This is a genomic window from Dyadobacter sp. HNCC25DJ183 (genome assembly GCF_056895175.1).
Map to the genome: position 1 here is coordinate 108,366 of NZ_JBXHAP010000003.1, position 16,687 is coordinate 125,052.

The following is a 16,687-nucleotide window of genomic DNA, read 5'->3' on the forward strand; positions in this document are numbered from 1 at the left end:
ATGAAAATGAAAATAGGTTTGTGCCTGCTGCTGTTTGTTTTTTCAAATGCTTTACTCGCACAGAAAAAACCAAATGTACTCTGGATCACCATCGAAGACACCTCGCCGCATTTCTTGGGCTGTTATGGTAATCGAGATGCAAAAACACCGGTGATGGACGCGCTGGCAGGCGCCGGGATCAGGTTTACCAATGCATTTTCCACTGGTACCGTGTGCTCCCCGAGCCGCACCGCATTGATCACAGGTGTGAAAACCTATGAAACAGGAACAGGCAATCACCGCAGCAATTACCGGCTTCCGGCAGATATGCATGGTTTTCCTTATTATTTGAAACAAGCGGGATACCACACTTCAAACAATGCGAAGACCGATTATAATGTAGCCGACGAAAAGGAGTTCATCGCCGATGTCTGGGACGAAAGCTCGGGAAAAGCGGGCTGGTGGAACCGGGAAGCAGGACAGCCATTTTTTGCAGTGTTCAATTTCAACGATTCGCATCAATCGAGAACGATGACGGATCCTTATGCCAAATATGAAAAGGAGGTGCTCGCCGAGCTTTCAGAAGAGGAGCGCATTGGTGAAGACGCATTTGATATGCCGCCCATTTACCGGGACAGTCCGGAGATGCGGAAGCAATTTGCACGCGTGTACAATTCGCTGAAACTGACGGACAAAAAGATCGGAAAGCTGCTGAAAAGGCTGGAAGATGAAAAGCTCAGGGATAGTACCATCATTTTCTTCTTTGGCGACCACGGCGAAGGCATTCCGAGAGGCAAGACAAACGGAATAGATCTGGGGTACCGTGTACCGTTCGTGATCTGGTTCCCGCCGATGTACCAGCACCTGTCGCCCTGGGGGGCTGGCGGTATCACCGACGAACTGATCAGTTTCGAAGATCTCGCCCCGACGCTGATCAGCATTGCAGGCGGCCGGCAACCCGCTTACATGAAAGGCAGAAAGCTGATCGGTCCGCAGCGGTCTGCGCCTGTGGATCACCTCATTCTATCATCCGATCGCTCCGACAACGGGATTGATATGGTACGCAGCGTGACGGACGGAAAGTATATGTACTCGCGCAATTACATGCCGTTTATGCCTGAATTGCGCTACATCAGGTATATGGAAATTGCGGATATCAAGCAGCAAATGCGGAAGGATCTGGCAGGTAAGGAGCTCAATGATTGGCAGGCCAGTCTCTTTGCGCCGAGACCGGCCGAGTTTCTTTTTGACATCCATGCGGATCCCTGGGAAACAAAAAACCTGATCGACGAGCCGCGTGCTCGTACGGTAGCCGACCGGATGCGAACAATGCTGCGCACTGACCTGACCAGCGCGCGCGATGTAATGTTTTTACCCGAATATGAAATCGCATTGATCTCGGCCAAATCCACGCCTTATCAGTTCAGGTTATCGGAAAGGGAATATGCTTTGAAGGAAATCATGAATGCAGCGGAGCTTTGCGGGAGGAGAGGGAAGAGTGTGGCTGTTCAGCAGCTGAAACTGTTATCGAGCCCGGACAAGATCGTTCGTTATTGGGCAATGCTCGGGCTCCGTGCGCAGAGTGCCGCATTATTAAGGCCTTACCAGGAAATGATTCAGCGTTCGGTAGGGGATACTTACCCGCCGGTAGCTGTTACCGCAGCTGCTATTGCTTTTGAGCTATTCGGCTACGCGCGGGCAGCTGATCTGTTGAAAAAATCAATGCGATCCGACAATGCAGAACTGGCTTTGATGGCGATCAATTACCTGCTCTACATTCCTGACAAGCAGCCTTTTATCGATACAGTGAAAGCGGTACAGAAGTCGGGGCGAACGTATGGAGATGAAAATAAAAGCCGTGCATACAAGGTGAAAGCGGGCTGTATGGACTTTTTAGGAATATTAGGGCTGGTCCCCAATACGCCTGATTACGCGGAATGACAGGATTACCAAACCCGGCTTTTTTTAATTGAATAAATAAAATGATGCGAATTTTTAAACGGAAGAAACAAAGCGTACTGCTCGGCGCTACATTTATTGCATGTACTATCCTGTTGAGCAGCCAGTTTGCAGCGGCCCAGCAGGGATTAAAAATTTGGTATAAACAGCCTGCGCGCAACTGGAATGAGGCACTGCCGATCGGAAATGGGCGAATTGGGGCGATGGTTTTTGGAGGGGTGGAAAAGGAGCTGATCCAGCTGAATGAAGAAACACTGTGGTCGGGTGGACCGGTGAACAGGAATCCTAACCCCGAAGCTGTGAAATACCTCCCGCAGGTGCGGAAGGCGCTTGAAAACGAGGATTACAAGCTTGCAGAAGAACTTACCAAGAAGATCCAGGGCCCGTTTACAGAATCGTACGAGCCGCTGGGCGACCTGCTGATCAGCCACGAGTTAAAAGGGACATCCAGTGCATACCGCCGCGAGCTGGATATTTCAAATGCATTGTCACTCACCAGCTTCACGGTCGACGGAGTAGATTATACCCGCGAAATATTCATCTCAGCGCCGGATCAGGTGATGGTGGTCAGGCTGAAAGCCAGCAAAAAGGGCGCATTGAATTTCACGGCTTCGGCTACAAGTCCGCTGGTACACAACCAGCAGGTGATCGCACCCGACCAGGTTGCTATGAAAGGCCAGGCGCCGTCGCATACCGATCCAAGCTACCTGCAATCGATGGAGATACCCGTTATTTACAATGATCCAGCGCAATGCCGGGGGATGCGTTTTGAGCTGCGCGTGAAAGTGAAGGAAAGCGACGGTCAGGTAAAAACCGACAGTGCCGGCGTGCATGTAAGCAATGCCAGCGACGTGATATTGCTCGTTTCTGCCGCTACCAGTTTTAATGGTTTTGATAAATGTCCAGATAAGGAAGGAAAGAACGAAACCGAGCTTGTGGAACGCTATCTGGCAGGGGCAGGAAGCAAAACTTTTGACATAATAAAAAATGCACACATTGCTGATTATCAGTCGCTGTTCAATCGTGTGAGTCTGGTGCTCAATGGTAACCTGGTGCAGGACAGACCCATGGACGAACGCCTGAAAAACTATGCGGAAGGCGGGAAAGATCCTGGTCTGGAATCATTGTATTTTCAGTTTGGCAGGTACCTGCTGATTTCAAGCTCGCGGCCGGGCGGTATCCCGGCCAATTTGCAGGGAATATGGAACCGGGAAGTAAGACCGCCGTGGAGCAGCAATTTTACCACCAACATCAATACCCAGATGAATTACTGGATGGTAGAAACGGCCAATTTGTCGGAGCTGCACACACCTTTGCTGGATATGATCGGAAGGATGCAGGTGACGGGTACGGAAACCGCGAAGAACTTTTACAATGCAAAAGGCTGGGTGCTGCACCATAATTCAGATATCTGGGCTACGGCGAACCCTGTCGGCGGCAGTCCGTCGTGGGCCAACTGGCCAATGGGAGGTGCGTGGCTTTGCCAGCATTTGTGGGAGCATTACCAGTTTACGGGCGACCAGGCATTTTTAACCAAAACTGCTTATCCGATCATGAAGTCGGCTGCATTGTTTTGTCTGGACTGGCTGATAGAAGACAAAAGCGGCAGACTGGTCACTTCGCCGGCAACCACGCCCGAAAATATCTTCATAGACGAAAAAGGCTACAAAGGGTCGGTTTCAGTGGCTACCACAATGGATATGGCAATTATCTGGGATCTGTTTACGAACCTGATCGAAGCCTCGGAAAAGACAGGTACCGATGCGGAATTCCGCCAGATGCTGATTGAAAAGCGTAGCAAGCTGTTCCCGATGCAAGTTGGCAAGAAGGGGAATTTACAGGAATGGTATAAGGATTGGGAGGAAGCAGAACCTGAGCACCGTCACATATCGCATTTGTATGGTTTGTTTCCCGGCCGCCAGATCTCGCCGGTATACACGCCGGTGTACGCACAGGCGGCGCGCAAAACCATGGAACTGCGCGGCGACGGCGGCACCGGGTGGAGCAAAGGTTGGAAAATCAATGTATGGGCGCGTTTGCTGGATGGAAACCATGCTTATAAGCTGATCCGCGAACAGTTGAAACTGACCGGCGTGGAAGGTACCGACTATGCGAACGGCGGCGGGACTTACCCGAACCTGCTGGATGCGCACCCGCCATTCCAGATCGACGGTAACTTTGGCGGTACCTCCGGCATAACAGAAATGCTGCTGCAAAGCCACGACGGCGTTGTTAATGTACTTGCGGCGATACCCGATAATTGGGAAACCGGTGAGGTGAAAGGCCTGAAAGCAAGAGGCGGGTTTGAGCTTGATGTTACCTGGGCGCAAGGCAGGATCACCAGGCTGGCAGTTCGCTCGAAACTTGGCGGAAACTGCCGCATTGCAGTTCCAAATGCATTGAAGCTTAATAAAAAGGCGCTTAAGGCGGCTAGCGGTGAGAATGCCAATCCTTTTTACAAAAACATACAAACAGCTGCCAAACCCGAAAAGCCCCTGGATAAGCTCTCGTTTGATTTCATGACAGAGCCAGGCAAAGAGTATGTTTTAACAGCTAAATAATCCAGTCACTCAGTCGCTATGCGGCTGAGTGTTGTTTTTCTACATTTGGAAGGAAATACGTCAATATGCCGATCAGCGGCAGATAAGAGCACACGTCAAATACATAGCTGATACTGGTTTGATCGGCCAGCTTACCCAGCAATGCAGAACCCAACCCGCCCATTCCAAAAGCAAAGCCAAAGAACAGTCCGGCGATCATACCCACTTTGCCCGGCATCAATTCCTGGGCATACACGATAATCGCTGAGAATGCAGAAGAAATAAGCAGCCCTGTACAAATGGAAAGAATGGTGGTCCAGAAAAGATTGGCGTAGGGGAGCAGCAGTGTAAATGGCGCTGCGCCGAGAATGGAAATCCAGATGATGTACTTGCGGCCGAACTTGTCTCCCAGCGGACCGCCCGCAAATGTACCCACCGCAATTGCAGCAAGGAAAATGAACAGCTGGATCTGCGCACTTTTCACACTCAGATCAAATTTGTCCATCAGGTAAAAAGTGAAATAGCTGGTCATTCCGGCCAGGTAAAAGTACTTTGAGAAGATCAGCAGCAACAAAATCAACATGGAAATGGCCACTCTCCTGCGACTCAGCCCGGTAGATACTTCCTTGATCGCTTTTGCAGCTTTGGGCAATGCTACACTTTTGTACCAGCTTCCGATCCGGGTGAGAATGAATATGGCAAGTATCGCGGGAATTGTAAACCACATCACACTCTGCTGACCATAAGGTACCACAATGAGTGCAGTCAGTAACGGTCCCAATGCACTTCCCGCATTTCCACCCAGCTGAAAAATGGATTGCGCCAGTCCGCGCTTGCCGCCCGATGCCAGGTAGGCAACGCGGGAAGATTCAGGGTGAAATACGGAAGATCCCATTCCAATTAGACTGACTGAACCAAGTATCCAGTAGTAGCTGGACGCGTAGGAAAGACTTACAAGCCCGAGCAGTGAAATGCCCATTCCCACCGCCAGTGAAAATGGTTTCGGGTATTTGTCGGTATAAAATCCCACGAACGGTTGAAGAATGGAGGCGGTAAGCTGAAATACCAGTGTTACCATCCCGATTTGTGCAAAATCAAGATGAAAGCTGTTCTTGATCAGCGGGTAAATCGCCGGGATAACGGCCTGCAACATATCATTGAGCAAATGCGCCAGACTGATTGAATACAGAACGGAGTAGGCAGTTTGCTGGGCCGCACCTGTGGTGATTCCAGCGGGAGTTCCTTTTGTCATCATAATTATTGGCAACAAAAAACGAGATTAACACCTGATTAAGCAAGGATCTTTCGAAAGGATTGGACAAATCCGGTAATCATCTTTGAATGCAGGTTGAGAAAGTAAGATCGCTGCTACGTAATGCATCCGCCAAATTGGAACGGTTTTAATGCTTTGGCGGCGAATTGTGCTTTAATCCACCACAGCATGTCAGATACAAATCGGCGCAGCAGAAGAATATTTCAGATCGTACTGTCCATTTCGGCATTGGCCCCGCTGCTCACGGGCATTCTGGGTTTATTGGGAATAGAAAATCCGCTTTACCGGAGCATAAAGTCGCCGGACTATGTGCTCCTGGATAGTAATCTCAGGTTTTTAAATGGGATTTCGGTCGGTCTGGGCATTTCCATTTACGCGATCATTCCGACTATTGAAAAGCAGGTAAGTGCATTGAGGATCATCTGCGGCGTGATTTGTTTGGGTGGTATCGCTCGTCTCATCTCGGTTTACAACTACGGGTTACCGCCCTTTCCCTTCAATTTTTTCATTCCGGTCGAGATACTGGCGCCGGTACTTTTTGTTGTTTGGCAAAATCGAATTTCGCAGGAAACAAAACGGTAGCCGTCTTCATTCTCTAATGCGCTGGAACTTGAAACTGCGCAGGATTTGCTTCTTCATATCCCGCGCAGCCGAGCTTTATAATGCAGATTTGAGTTTCGAATATTTCACGTTTGATAAGGTAGTTCCTGAAACAGACTTCACGCGTAACTCTGACATCGGCTCGTCAGGGAAAAAGATCTCCGTCATCGCGGTGAGTCCGCCGTCAGCAAAAAGCTCGATAGAAGCTGCGTCAGCAATGAGCGTGAGTGAGATGTTCTTGTCTTTCGAAATGCGTGGCGCAGTGTGTTTTACACCAAATCCTTTTTCAAAATCGACTTTGCCGGATCTGGAACGGTCGGTGTAATATTGATTAGCGGCCTTGTCGAACCCGATCGTCAACTCATTCCCGGCTTTATTGGACAACACAATACTGAAATCTGCGGCTGAACCCGCTTCAAAATCCAGCCTGAACAATCCGGTGCTGTTTTTTGCTTTGGATGTGAGGTTTGTCTCTCCTTTTACTTGCACACTTTTCTCGGAAAAGCCGCCGCTGGCAAGCAGGTCGAGCTCTTTGACAGGTACCGAAGTTAGGTGCAGTTCTTTGTCAACCGCCTTCAAACCAAGCTCCCTCGCTACTGTGTTCGCGCTGCGCCACGGGTGAGTAGGTACCTGGTTTGCGTATTGCCAGTTGCTCATCCAACCCATCAGAATGCGGCGGTTACCAGTGTTAGAAAATGTGACAGCTGCATAATTATCAGCGCCGAAGTCCAGCCATTTTGTTTCTGCCGAGTTCGATTTGAAGGTTTTTCCATCAAAGTCTCCCAGGAAATATTGTCCAGCTGAACCTTTATTCGGTCCGCCAGGATTGATGTTGACGATCAGTACCCACACTTGTTTCCCATTGTGCGTGATCGGGAAAAGGTCGGGGCATTCCCAAACGCCGCCGTGCGCGCCTTCATTTGCACCAAACTCACTTTCACGCGTCCAGTCTTTCAGGTTTGGGGAAGAATAGAACGTGATCCTGTCTTTGGCGGCCAGCGTCATGATCCACTTTTTTTGAGGCTCGTACCAGCTTACTTTCGGGTCGCGGAAGTCGGTAATTCCCGGATTCGGCAGTACAGGATTGCCGCTGTATTTAGTCCACGTTTTGCCGTCATCAAGGCTGTAAGCCAGACTTTGATATTCGTGTTTGCCTGTTTTTTGTTTTTCGAGAACGGGATTATGGTGCGTGAAAATGGCAACCAGCGGCGCTTTACCATCTTTGCCAAAGCCCGATGTATTTGCCGCATCTACCACTGCACTTCCTGAGAAAATGTAACCCAGACTGTCTGGATATAAAGCAATGGGCTGCTCTTTCCAGGCTATTAGGTTCTTGCTTGTAACGTGCCCCCAGTGCATTGGCCCCCACACTTTATCATCGGGATAGTACTGAAAAAAAAGATGGTAGGTGCCGTTGTGGAAGACCATTCCATTGGGATCGTTCATCCAGTTAGACCTGGGTGAAAAGTGAAATTGAGGGCGGTATTTTTCCTGCATATCCTGTGCAAAGGCGGGCTTTACAGCTTGGATTGCAATGAGGAAGATCAATGGGAGCAGCACTTTTTTCATGAGCGGCGAGCGTTTGGTTGGTTTGAGAAGCGGCTGGCTTTCACTTTGCTATTTACGAGAAATTTTTGTGAGATAAGTAGAATAACGGCACTTATGCATTCCTCTATTCGGTCTTGAACTTCTTTATTCCAATGAAAAAAAGTGTTTTCCTGCTGCTGTTGCTGGCGGCTGTTTGTTTTAGTGCCGCGCCGGCGAAAATAACCTGGGTGGCAATCGGCGATTCCATTACTTATTTGAACGATCACAAAGACGAAACCGGCAATCGCGTCACCAAAGGGTACCTCAGTCTGATCACCGAAAAACATCCTGATATCGAGTACATCAACCAGGGGCACAATGGCTGGACTTCCATTAATATTGCCGAAAGGATCGAGTCGCTCGGACTGGTGAAAGCGGATGTTTACACTATTTTCCTGGGAACGAACGACTGGTGGCAAGGTAAGCCGATTGGCACCATGGCCGATTATAACAACCAGAATGGCGCTTCAACCGTGTATGGTGCATTTCGGGTAATTACTAACAAGCTGCGGGATCTGAACAGGAATGCGGATATCATTTTGATCACACCCATGCAGCGCGGAGATTTTGTTTATATCAATAATGCCAAAAACAATGCGTACGGATCGTACAAGTCGAAACGCGACCAGACGCTGGAACAGGTAGCGAATGCGATCCTGGAAATTGGACTGAAAGAGAAAATGTCTGTGGTGGATTTATATCACGAAAGCGGGATGACGCACGAGAATATGGTCAATTTTAAAAGGCTGAAAAATCCGGAGAATGGCCAATATCAGAACTATACTTACCCCGATTATACCAACATTCCATTCGATCCCGAAAAAGACGAATATCCATATCCTCCGGAAGCGATCAACATGACCTACGACGGTCTGCATCCATCTGACAAAGGATATGAAATAATCGCCGATATGGTATTAGCGAAGTGGAAAGGTCTTAATTAGTATACTGCTTGATGCTGCCCAGCAGGTTGTACATCGCGGTATTGATTCCGTCGTTATCTGCTTTCAGGAGTTTGAGCTCATCTTCCATTTCACTGCGCTTTTTCTTGCTATTTTCAGCTTTTATCAGGACTTCCCGGGCTGAAATACGCTCATTGTCTTTTGCGGTAAGCCGCACCGGGCTGTGAATGGGAGATACCCCGTCGAGATTGGAGATAACCGCCTCATATTGATTGTCTGTGCAGCTGATCGTGAGATCAAAACGTACATAGGCGTAATCTGCGTGGATGACAGGCACATAGCTTGTGACGCGCAACTTGCCCGCAGCCGCATCTTCAAAAGTCACCGCATTCTGGTAGTTGCCGAAGGTTTTGGAAACCCAATCCTGCATTTTCTTGTAAATCTCGGCTTTGGAAAGTTTCGGCTGACCTGAGTCGGAATAACGGATGTTTTTTTCCTGGTCTAACGGGAACATACCGTCCTGGGCGAAGACCTGACTGACAGAAATAAGAAGGAAAAACGCGAGAATGTATTTCAAAATTTACAAGAGTTGATTGTCGGGTAAATATAGGCAAAAGGTTTCGTATAGGATTTTGGCAGTAATTAATTTCAAAACACGGATAAGTTTGGTTACATTTAAATACACTAAAATCAACGTGTTATGACTCACCTGAAAAAACTTGGCCTGGCTTGTGCAGTGTTACTCCTGGCCTCATTTACCTTTCTGCATCACGGCTGGGCCGATTACGACCAGACCAAGCCGACTGATTTTAAAACTAAAATAGAGGAATCGATTTACGAAAACCCGCACGTGCTGGCGAAAGTGAAGTACAAGAAGGATATGATCACCGTTTTTCTCGCACCCACCAGCCGCATGACCGATCGCGGGCTGACTGCGGATATGATTACCAAAGGTACCGACGTGCGACTGGTCGCTTATCCGCACAAAACAGAAAAAAATGAAATGCGTGCCGAACGCATTTTTGTGGACGGAAAGAAATTTGAGTTGCGCTAGTGGAGCTACTGGAATGGCTCGAAAAATCTTCCTGGGCTGTTGGTATCCGGCAATCTTTGTACCTGTACCCGGTATTGGAAATTATCCATATACTGGGTATAGTTATGCTAGTGGGCGCAGCTTTTCTCTTTGATCTGCGCCTGCTGGGCTATTCCAGGGACTTGCCGGTGAGTGGGATGGCAAAATATCTGCTGCCCTGGTCCCAGCGTGGACTGATCCTGATTATACCATCAGGCCTGCTGCTTTTCATCACCAATGCACAGGCGCTGGGTACTGATTTTACATTCTGGTTAAAGCTCGCATTGATTGCGGTAGCTGCATTGAATGCCTGGATTTTCCATAGGTTCATTTATAAAATCACCCAAGCCGAAGGAGAAATGACCGCACTTCCGGCGTCTTCAAGACTTTCTGCATTGGTCTCTATCTCTGTCTGGGTCGCGGTGATTGCGTGCGGCAGGTTGCTGGCTTATTAGTGCATAATTACCTCCACCAGCATATCGTAACGCGGATCGTGCAGCGATCCTTTGAGCCAGTCTCTCACAATGTATTTGAAAAAAAGCATCGGCGGCTCGTGCTGACTGATGGCAGTCTGGAAATATTCAACTGCGATGTCGGCATCGCCTAATGTTGCGTGCACAATGCCCATATCGTAATTGGAAACCACCTGCGTTTTGCTGAGCGCATTCATTTGAGTAAGTATGTCGCGCGCACTTTCATGCTCGCCCGATAATCCGAACAATGCGCCGCAGGCACTTAGGGTAATGCCATTGTAATTGATCTCCAATGCAGTTTCGAGTGCTTCCTGGGCGGCAGCGTAGTCCTGCATCGTAATCAGGTTTGCGCCGGTGATCATGTGTCCGCCCCAGAAGTTGGATTCCAGCGCCGTGAGCTTTCTTCCCTGTGCAACCGCCTTTTCGAAATTGGCCGAAAGCCAGTATACGTAACCTGCATAAAAGTTGTTGATCAGCGAGAATGGTTCGAGTTCCAGTGCTGTCCCAATCTCTTTCTCCGCCATGGAAGCGTGGCCCAGCAGGCCCCAGTACAATGCAAACTGCACGTGCAGCTCGGCAGTATTCCAGTTCAGGTCGGTTGCTTTTTTAAATGCGTTCGCCGCGCTGCCAAAATCCCATTCATAGAGCATCCGCATGCGGGCCAATGCAATGTAGCTTTCTGCAATTTCACTGTCCAGCGCAAGTGCCTGGGCTGTCGCTTCCTGCATGAAAGGCAGTGCTTTGGCGGCTGGCATATGTCTGTAAAACCACATATTCAGGTAGCAGGAGGCAATGCCGGCGTAAGCTATGGCATAAGTCGGATCCAGTTCAAGCGCTGCTTGGAAGTAGCTGATTGCTTTGTGGTACTCGTCGCTTCCGGCGAACTTGTTGTGATAAAACCGGCCGCGCAGGTATAGCTGGTAAGCGTCTTTGTTATTGGTATATCTTTTAAATGTTACGGCAGGTTCTTCGCCCAGAAGCTCCACTTTGATCGCACTCAAAATAGCCAGCGCGATTTCATCCTGCACATCAAAAATATCATCCAGCGTACGATCATATTGCTCCGACCAAACCACTGTTTCCTCAGCCGCATTCACGAGTTCCGCATTGATCAGCAACTGGTTACCAGCGCTCGACACACTTCCTTTGAGGATGTGGTTTACATTTAATTGTGCGGCTACGGAGCGTAAATCATCGCTCGTTCCCTTGAAAGTAAACGAAGAAGTTCGTCCGGTTACCTGCAAGCCCGGAACGCGGCTGAGCACGTTGATGATTTCTTCGGTAATACCGTCGCTGAAATATTCCTCCTCGGGATCATTGCTGAGGTTAACGAATGGAAGTACGGCAATGGATGGTTTCATAATCACGCTTAATTTCTTTCAATACTGCCAAGATATGCATTTTCTCAGTGTTTAAGGACTAAAATCGACAGCAGGTTGAGTGCGGAACCTGGCAGCAGGTTTGGCGGTTGTAAAAGGGAACGTTCTTCATTAATTAAATCAAAAAACGGATTTGTATGAAAATTGAGCCAATATATACCGCCAAAGCAACTGCTACCGGCGGCCGCAATGGAAAAGTGAAATCAGAAAATGGTGTCCTGGATATCGATGTGCGGGTACCTAAGGAAATGGGCGGCCCGTCGGGCGAATATCTGAACCCTGAAATGCTTTTTGCAGGTGGATATGCAGCCTGCTTCGACAGCGCACTGGGCGTAGTAATGCGTCAGGAAAAAATCACCGGCGTAACCAGCACTGTGACTGCCGAGGTAAGTATTGGCAAGATCGACAATGGCGGCTTTGGTCTGGCTGTTATCCTGGAAGTGGAGATACCAGGTGTAGAAAAAGAGAAAGCGGAGGAGCTGGTTGAAAAAGCGCATCAGATCTGTCCTTATTCCAATGCGACACGCGGAAATATCGATGTGCAGCTGGTCGTGAAGTAAGAAGTTAAGGTTGAAGGTGTTATTTCCAAAGACAGAAAAGACGTTTATCGCTAGCCAAAAAGCCAAATTAGCGTTACCTTTGCGCCATAATTCGATACCATGATCTACTTCTTTGCAGACAAACAGAACACTGTTTTTGCGGTCCAGATAGAGAGAACGCTAACAGAATCAGATACTTCCAAATTAAGCTGGCTTTTTGGCGGCGCAGAACTCCGGGATGAGCAAACCATCACGGAGTTTTTTGTTGGTCCGCGTGCCGCAATGATCACGCCGTGGAGCACCAATGCTGTGGAAATCACGCAGAATATGGATATTCAGGGTATTATCCGCATCGAGGAATTCAAGAAAGTCGATGCGGATTACGCCGGTTTTGATCCCATGCTTTCGCAGAAATACAGCGAGCTGAACCAGGATATCTACACGATCAACATTCAGCCGGAACCGATTCTTGAAATTGAGGATATTGCTGCTTATAACAAGCAGGAGGGACTTTCGCTAAGTGACGAGGAGGTTGACTATCTCAACAAACTCGCTGAAAAGCTCAATCGCAAGCTGACGGATTCAGAAGTTTTTGGCTTTTCGCAGGTCAACTCCGAGCATTGCCGCCACAAGATTTTTAATGGTGTATTTGTGATTGATGGCGAAGAGCAGCCGGTTTCTCTTTTTAAGCTAATCAGAAAAACGTCGGAAGCCAATCCAAACTCGATCGTTTCGGCTTACAAAGACAATGTGGCTTTTGTGAAAGGTCCCGTTGTGCAGCAATTTGCGCCCAAGAGACCTGATGTTCCTGAATACTATGAAATCAAAGATTTTGAATCCGTACTTTCCCTGAAAGCGGAGACGCATAACTTCCCTACGACGGTAGAGCCTTTCAATGGAGCAGCGACAGGTTCTGGCGGCGAAATCCGGGACAGGTTGGCGGGCGGACAAGGTTCTTTGCCATTGGCGGGAACTGCGGTTTATATGACTGCATTATCACGTTTGGAAGAAAATCGCCCGTGGGAAAATGGGGTAGAGGAGCGTCAATGGTTGTATCAGACACCGATGGATATCCTGATCAAAGCTTCCAACGGAGCAACCGATTTTGGAAATAAATTTGGCCAGCCCCTTATCGCAGGTTCGGTGTTGACATTCGAACATGAAGAGCAGGGCCGCAAGTTGGGTTACGATAAAGTGATCATGCAAGCGGGCGGTATCGGTTACGGAAAGGCGGATCAGGCTAAAAAATCAACTCCCGAAGTCGGCGACCAAATTGTGGTAATGGGAGGGGAAAATTATAGAATCGGAATGGGCGGTGCGGCAGTTTCGTCTGCTGATACCGGGGCATTTGGCTCAGGAATTGAGCTGAATGCAATTCAAAGATCCAATCCTGAAATGCAGAAACGCGTCGCTAATGCAGTGCGCGGGATGGTGGAAAGTGGTAATAATACCATTGTTTCCATTCACGACCACGGCGCAGGCGGTCATTTGAACTGTCTTTCTGAGCTGGTGGAAGAAACAGGCGGTAATATTGATCTTGATAAACTTCCGGTTGGCGACCCAACGCTTTCGGCCAAGGAAATCATTGGTAACGAATCCCAGGAAAGAATGGGACTCGTAATCAGCAAGGAGAATCTGGAAACGCTGAAACGCATTGCGGAACGCGAGCGTGCGCCGCTATATAATGTGGGTGAAGTAACTGGCTCACATAGGTTTATATTCGAGTCTGCGAAGACCGGCGCGAAACCGATGGACCTGAAAATGGAGGACATGTTCGGCAGCTCGCCGAAGACGATCATGGACGACAAAACCATTGACAGGAGCTATGAACCAGTGACTTACGAAATTGAGAAGCTGCATGCATACCTTGAACAAATGCTGCAACTGGAAGCGGTTGCGAGCAAAGACTGGCTTACCAATAAAGTAGACCGTTGCGTAGGCGGCCACGTGGCCAAGCAGCAATGCGCTGGTCCGCTGCAATTGCCTTTGAACAATGTGGGCGTAATGGCGCTGGATTTTCAGGGGAAAGATGGAATCGCTACTTCAATCGGCCACGCGCCACTTTCGGCGTTGATCGACCCGGCGGCGGGGAGTCGCAATGCGATTGCTGAGGCACTTTCCAACATTATTTGGGCACCATTGCAGGACGGTCTGAAAAGCGTTTCGCTCTCGGCTAACTGGATGTGGGCTTGCCGGAATGCGGGCGAGGATGCCAGATTGTATAAAGCCGTAAAAGCTTGCTCGGATTTTGCAATCAGTCTGGGAATCAATATCCCGACTGGCAAAGATTCGCTTTCGATGAAGCAGAAATACAAAGGCGACGAAGTGATCGCGCCAGGTACTGTGATTATTTCAGCAGCCGGGCATTGCGATGATATCCGTGCAGTTGTGGAGCCTGTTTTGAAGAAGTCGGGCGGTTCGATTTACTATATCAATTTATCGGGCGATACTTATAAACTTGGCGGCTCTTCATTTGCGCAAATCCTGAATAAGATTGGTACAGAAACACCTGATATTCAGGATGCGGATAAACTCAAAAATGCATTCAATACGATTCAAAGTTTGATCAAGGAAGGAAAAATCCAGGCTGGCCATGATATCGGCAGCGGCGGATTGATTACGACTTTACTGGAAATGTGTTTTGCGGATCGTGACCTGGGCGCCAGCATTGACTTGTCTGACCTGGGTGACCAGGATATTATCGAAAAGCTTTTTGCAGAAAACATAGGGATCGTTTTTCAGGCGGACGAAAGTGCAGAAGCGATTCTAGAGGCGAATGGAGTTGCTTTCCATAAAATCGGAAATGTAAACCTGGCCTCAACATTAACTGTTAAAGACGCGACCGGCAAATGGGATTTTGATATCGATCAACTGCGCGATGTCTGGTTTAAGACTTCTTATTTGTTGGATAAAAAACAAACCAAGCCGGAGCTGGCGAAAGAACGTTTCGATAACTACAAACACCACGTATTGCGCTACAAATTCCCTGCGCAGTTTGACGGCAAAAAGCCTGCAATTGACGAAACCAAACCACGTCCAAAGGCAGCAGTACTTCGTGAAAAAGGCAGTAATTCTGAAAGGGAACTGGCGAATGCGATGTACCTGGCTGGATTTGACGTAAAGGATGTTCACATGACCGACCTGATCTCCGGTCGCGAAACTCTGGAAGATATTCAGTTTATAGGCGCAGTAGGAGGGTTCTCCAATTCTGATGTACTGGGCTCTGCCAAAGGCTGGGCTGGTGCATTCCTGTACAATGACAAAGCAAGAATCGCACTCGAAAACTTCTTCAAGCGCGAGGATACCTTGTCGGTCGGAGTCTGCAACGGATGTCAGCTTTTCGTCGAGCTCGGCCTGATCAATATGGGGCACGACGTGAAGCCGAAGATGCTGCACAATGCAAGCGGCAAGCATGAAAGTATTTTCACTTCGCTGACGATCCAGCCAAACAAATCGGTGATGTTATCCTCACTGGCCGGTTCCACACTCGGCGTTTGGGTCTCCCACGGCGAAGGCCGCTTTGACTTCCCGTATACCGAAGACCGTTACAGTGTTGTTGCCAAGTACGGCTACGAAACATACCCGGCTAATCCAAATGGCTCCGGCTTCAACACCGCGATGCTTTGCGACGAAACCGGCCGCCACTTAGTGATGATGCCGCACATTGAGCGGTCACTATTCCAATGGCATTGGGCGAATTACCCAGAGGGAAGGAAGGATGAGGTAAGTCCTTGGATGGAAGCGTTTGTGAATGCTCGGAAGTGGGTGGAGAATAAATAGCTTTTGGCTATCAGCTTTCGGCAGTCGGCTTTCAGATCTTTGAAGGCCGGCTGCCGAAATACTTTAGGCCAATGGCCGACAGCCGAAGGCCGGAGTCACTTCCTCACATACACCTCCCTAATCTCCCGATCAACCCCCAAACTATCAATCTTCTCCACGCCGGTTTGCACGATGGTATCTCCATTAACACGCAGCTTGAAGTGAAAATCATGGTTTTCCCATTCACGCGCGCTGCAATATTGTAGCTTCTCGGTGTAATCGTCGCCTTTCAAAGTATAAACTCCGGCGCCAGCGTCGAAGACTGCGGTGTCACCTTTTCCCTGCCGAGTGTCGTGTTTCATGAAAGTGAAGTGCGTTTCGGTAAAGCTTTTGATCATTTCCTGATCCTTAACAGGAAAGGTGTTGATTGTGTCACCTTTTTCGATGATTTGACTGGATTGAAGTTGCCAGGTGCCGGCTAGGGTTGGTTCTTTGGTTTGGTTAGCTTCTTCGTTTTTGGAAGTACATTGGGTTGCAAGAAACAGAAGTACGAGCGCTGTTGATTTGAGGTTCACGTTTATTTAGGTTATGTTTTTTGGAAAAGTCTCCATTTGACATTCTTTAC

At 48.7% G+C, this 16,687-nt stretch carries 13 protein-coding genes; 8 read left to right on the top strand and 5 right to left on the bottom strand.

What is annotated here, in order from left to right:
- Together AC1XTG_RS07905 and AC1XTG_RS07910 are read left to right on the top strand one after the other, a co-directional pair.
- On the top strand, window positions 1-1,920 hold the full coding sequence (locus AC1XTG_RS07905; protein WP_484841578.1) for a sulfatase-like hydrolase/transferase: 1,920 nt from the start codon (window positions 1-3) through the stop codon (window positions 1,918-1,920).
- A 41-nt stretch (window positions 1,921-1,961) separates the two neighbouring features.
- Complete coding sequence (locus tag AC1XTG_RS07910) at window positions 1,962-4,499, top strand: glycoside hydrolase family 95 protein (protein WP_484841579.1); 2,538 nt, start codon at window positions 1,962-1,964, stop codon at window positions 4,497-4,499.
- Window positions 4,500-4,515: 16 nt separating this feature from the next.
- Here AC1XTG_RS07910 and AC1XTG_RS07915 read toward each other — a convergent pair whose 3' ends face one another.
- Window positions 4,516-5,733, bottom strand: a complete 1,218-nt coding sequence (locus AC1XTG_RS07915) for an MFS transporter (protein WP_484841580.1) — start codon at window positions 5,731-5,733, stop codon at window positions 4,516-4,518.
- A gap of 186 nt (window positions 5,734-5,919) precedes the next feature.
- Between AC1XTG_RS07915 and AC1XTG_RS07920 the strand changes: the two genes are divergently transcribed.
- Window positions 5,920-6,333 carry a DUF4345 domain-containing protein gene (locus AC1XTG_RS07920; protein ID WP_162242766.1) on the top strand — a complete coding sequence of 138 codons (414 nt, stop codon included), beginning with the start codon at window positions 5,920-5,922 and terminating at the stop codon, window positions 6,331-6,333.
- A 75-nt stretch (window positions 6,334-6,408) separates the two neighbouring features.
- On the opposite strand, the gene AC1XTG_RS07925 is transcribed toward AC1XTG_RS07920, so the two are convergent.
- Complete coding sequence (locus AC1XTG_RS07925) at window positions 6,409-7,920, bottom strand: glycoside hydrolase family 32 protein (RefSeq protein WP_056290178.1); 1,512 nt, start codon at window positions 7,918-7,920, stop codon at window positions 6,409-6,411.
- Between the two features lie 131 nt (window positions 7,921-8,051).
- Here AC1XTG_RS07925 and AC1XTG_RS07930 point away from each other — a divergent pair, with 131 nt between their 5' ends.
- Window positions 8,052-8,882 (top strand): SGNH/GDSL hydrolase family protein, encoded by an 831-nt coding sequence (locus AC1XTG_RS07930; protein ID WP_484841581.1) that lies wholly within the window; start codon window positions 8,052-8,054, stop codon window positions 8,880-8,882.
- Here AC1XTG_RS07930 and AC1XTG_RS07935 read toward each other — a convergent pair.
- Entirely contained in the window at window positions 8,875-9,417 is a 543-nt protein-coding gene (locus AC1XTG_RS07935) for a DUF4468 domain-containing protein (RefSeq protein WP_484841582.1), read from the bottom strand. The genes AC1XTG_RS07930 and AC1XTG_RS07935 overlap by 8 nt on opposite strands.
- 123 nt (window positions 9,418-9,540) lie before the next feature.
- Here AC1XTG_RS07935 and AC1XTG_RS07940 point away from each other — a divergent pair, with 123 nt between their 5' ends.
- A complete protein-coding gene (locus tag AC1XTG_RS07940; protein WP_484841583.1) occupies window positions 9,541-9,894 on the top strand; it encodes a DUF6152 family protein in 354 nt (117 codons plus the stop codon).
- Window positions 9,894-10,367: a DUF6644 family protein gene (locus AC1XTG_RS07945; RefSeq protein ID WP_056290165.1), complete on the top strand. Its 474-nt coding sequence runs from the start codon at window positions 9,894-9,896 to the stop codon at window positions 10,365-10,367. Before AC1XTG_RS07940 ends, AC1XTG_RS07945 begins: the two co-directional genes overlap by 1 nt.
- Here the strand turns inward: AC1XTG_RS07945 and AC1XTG_RS07950 are convergent.
- Window positions 10,364-11,746: a FlgO family outer membrane protein gene (locus AC1XTG_RS07950; RefSeq protein ID WP_484841584.1), complete on the bottom strand. Its 1,383-nt coding sequence runs from the start codon at window positions 11,744-11,746 to the stop codon at window positions 10,364-10,366. The genes AC1XTG_RS07945 and AC1XTG_RS07950 overlap by 4 nt on opposite strands.
- Before the next feature lie 155 nt (window positions 11,747-11,901).
- Between AC1XTG_RS07950 and AC1XTG_RS07955 the strand changes: the two genes are divergently transcribed.
- Both AC1XTG_RS07955 and purL read left to right on the top strand, forming a co-directional pair.
- A complete protein-coding gene (locus AC1XTG_RS07955) occupies window positions 11,902-12,324 on the top strand; it encodes an organic hydroperoxide resistance protein (protein ID WP_484841585.1) in 423 nt (140 codons plus the stop codon).
- 99 nt (window positions 12,325-12,423) lie between these two features.
- Window positions 12,424-16,083 (top strand): phosphoribosylformylglycinamidine synthase, encoded by a 3,660-nt coding sequence (purL, locus tag AC1XTG_RS07960; protein ID WP_484841586.1) that lies wholly within the window; start codon window positions 12,424-12,426, stop codon window positions 16,081-16,083.
- A 95-nt stretch (window positions 16,084-16,178) separates the two neighbouring features.
- Here the strand turns inward: purL and AC1XTG_RS07965 are convergent, their stop codons facing one another.
- The gene (locus AC1XTG_RS07965; RefSeq protein ID WP_484841587.1) at window positions 16,179-16,637 is read right to left on the bottom strand and encodes a hypothetical protein; all 459 of its coding nucleotides are present in this window, start codon (window positions 16,635-16,637) and stop codon (window positions 16,179-16,181) included.
- Between the last annotated feature and the right edge of the window lie 50 nt (window positions 16,638-16,687).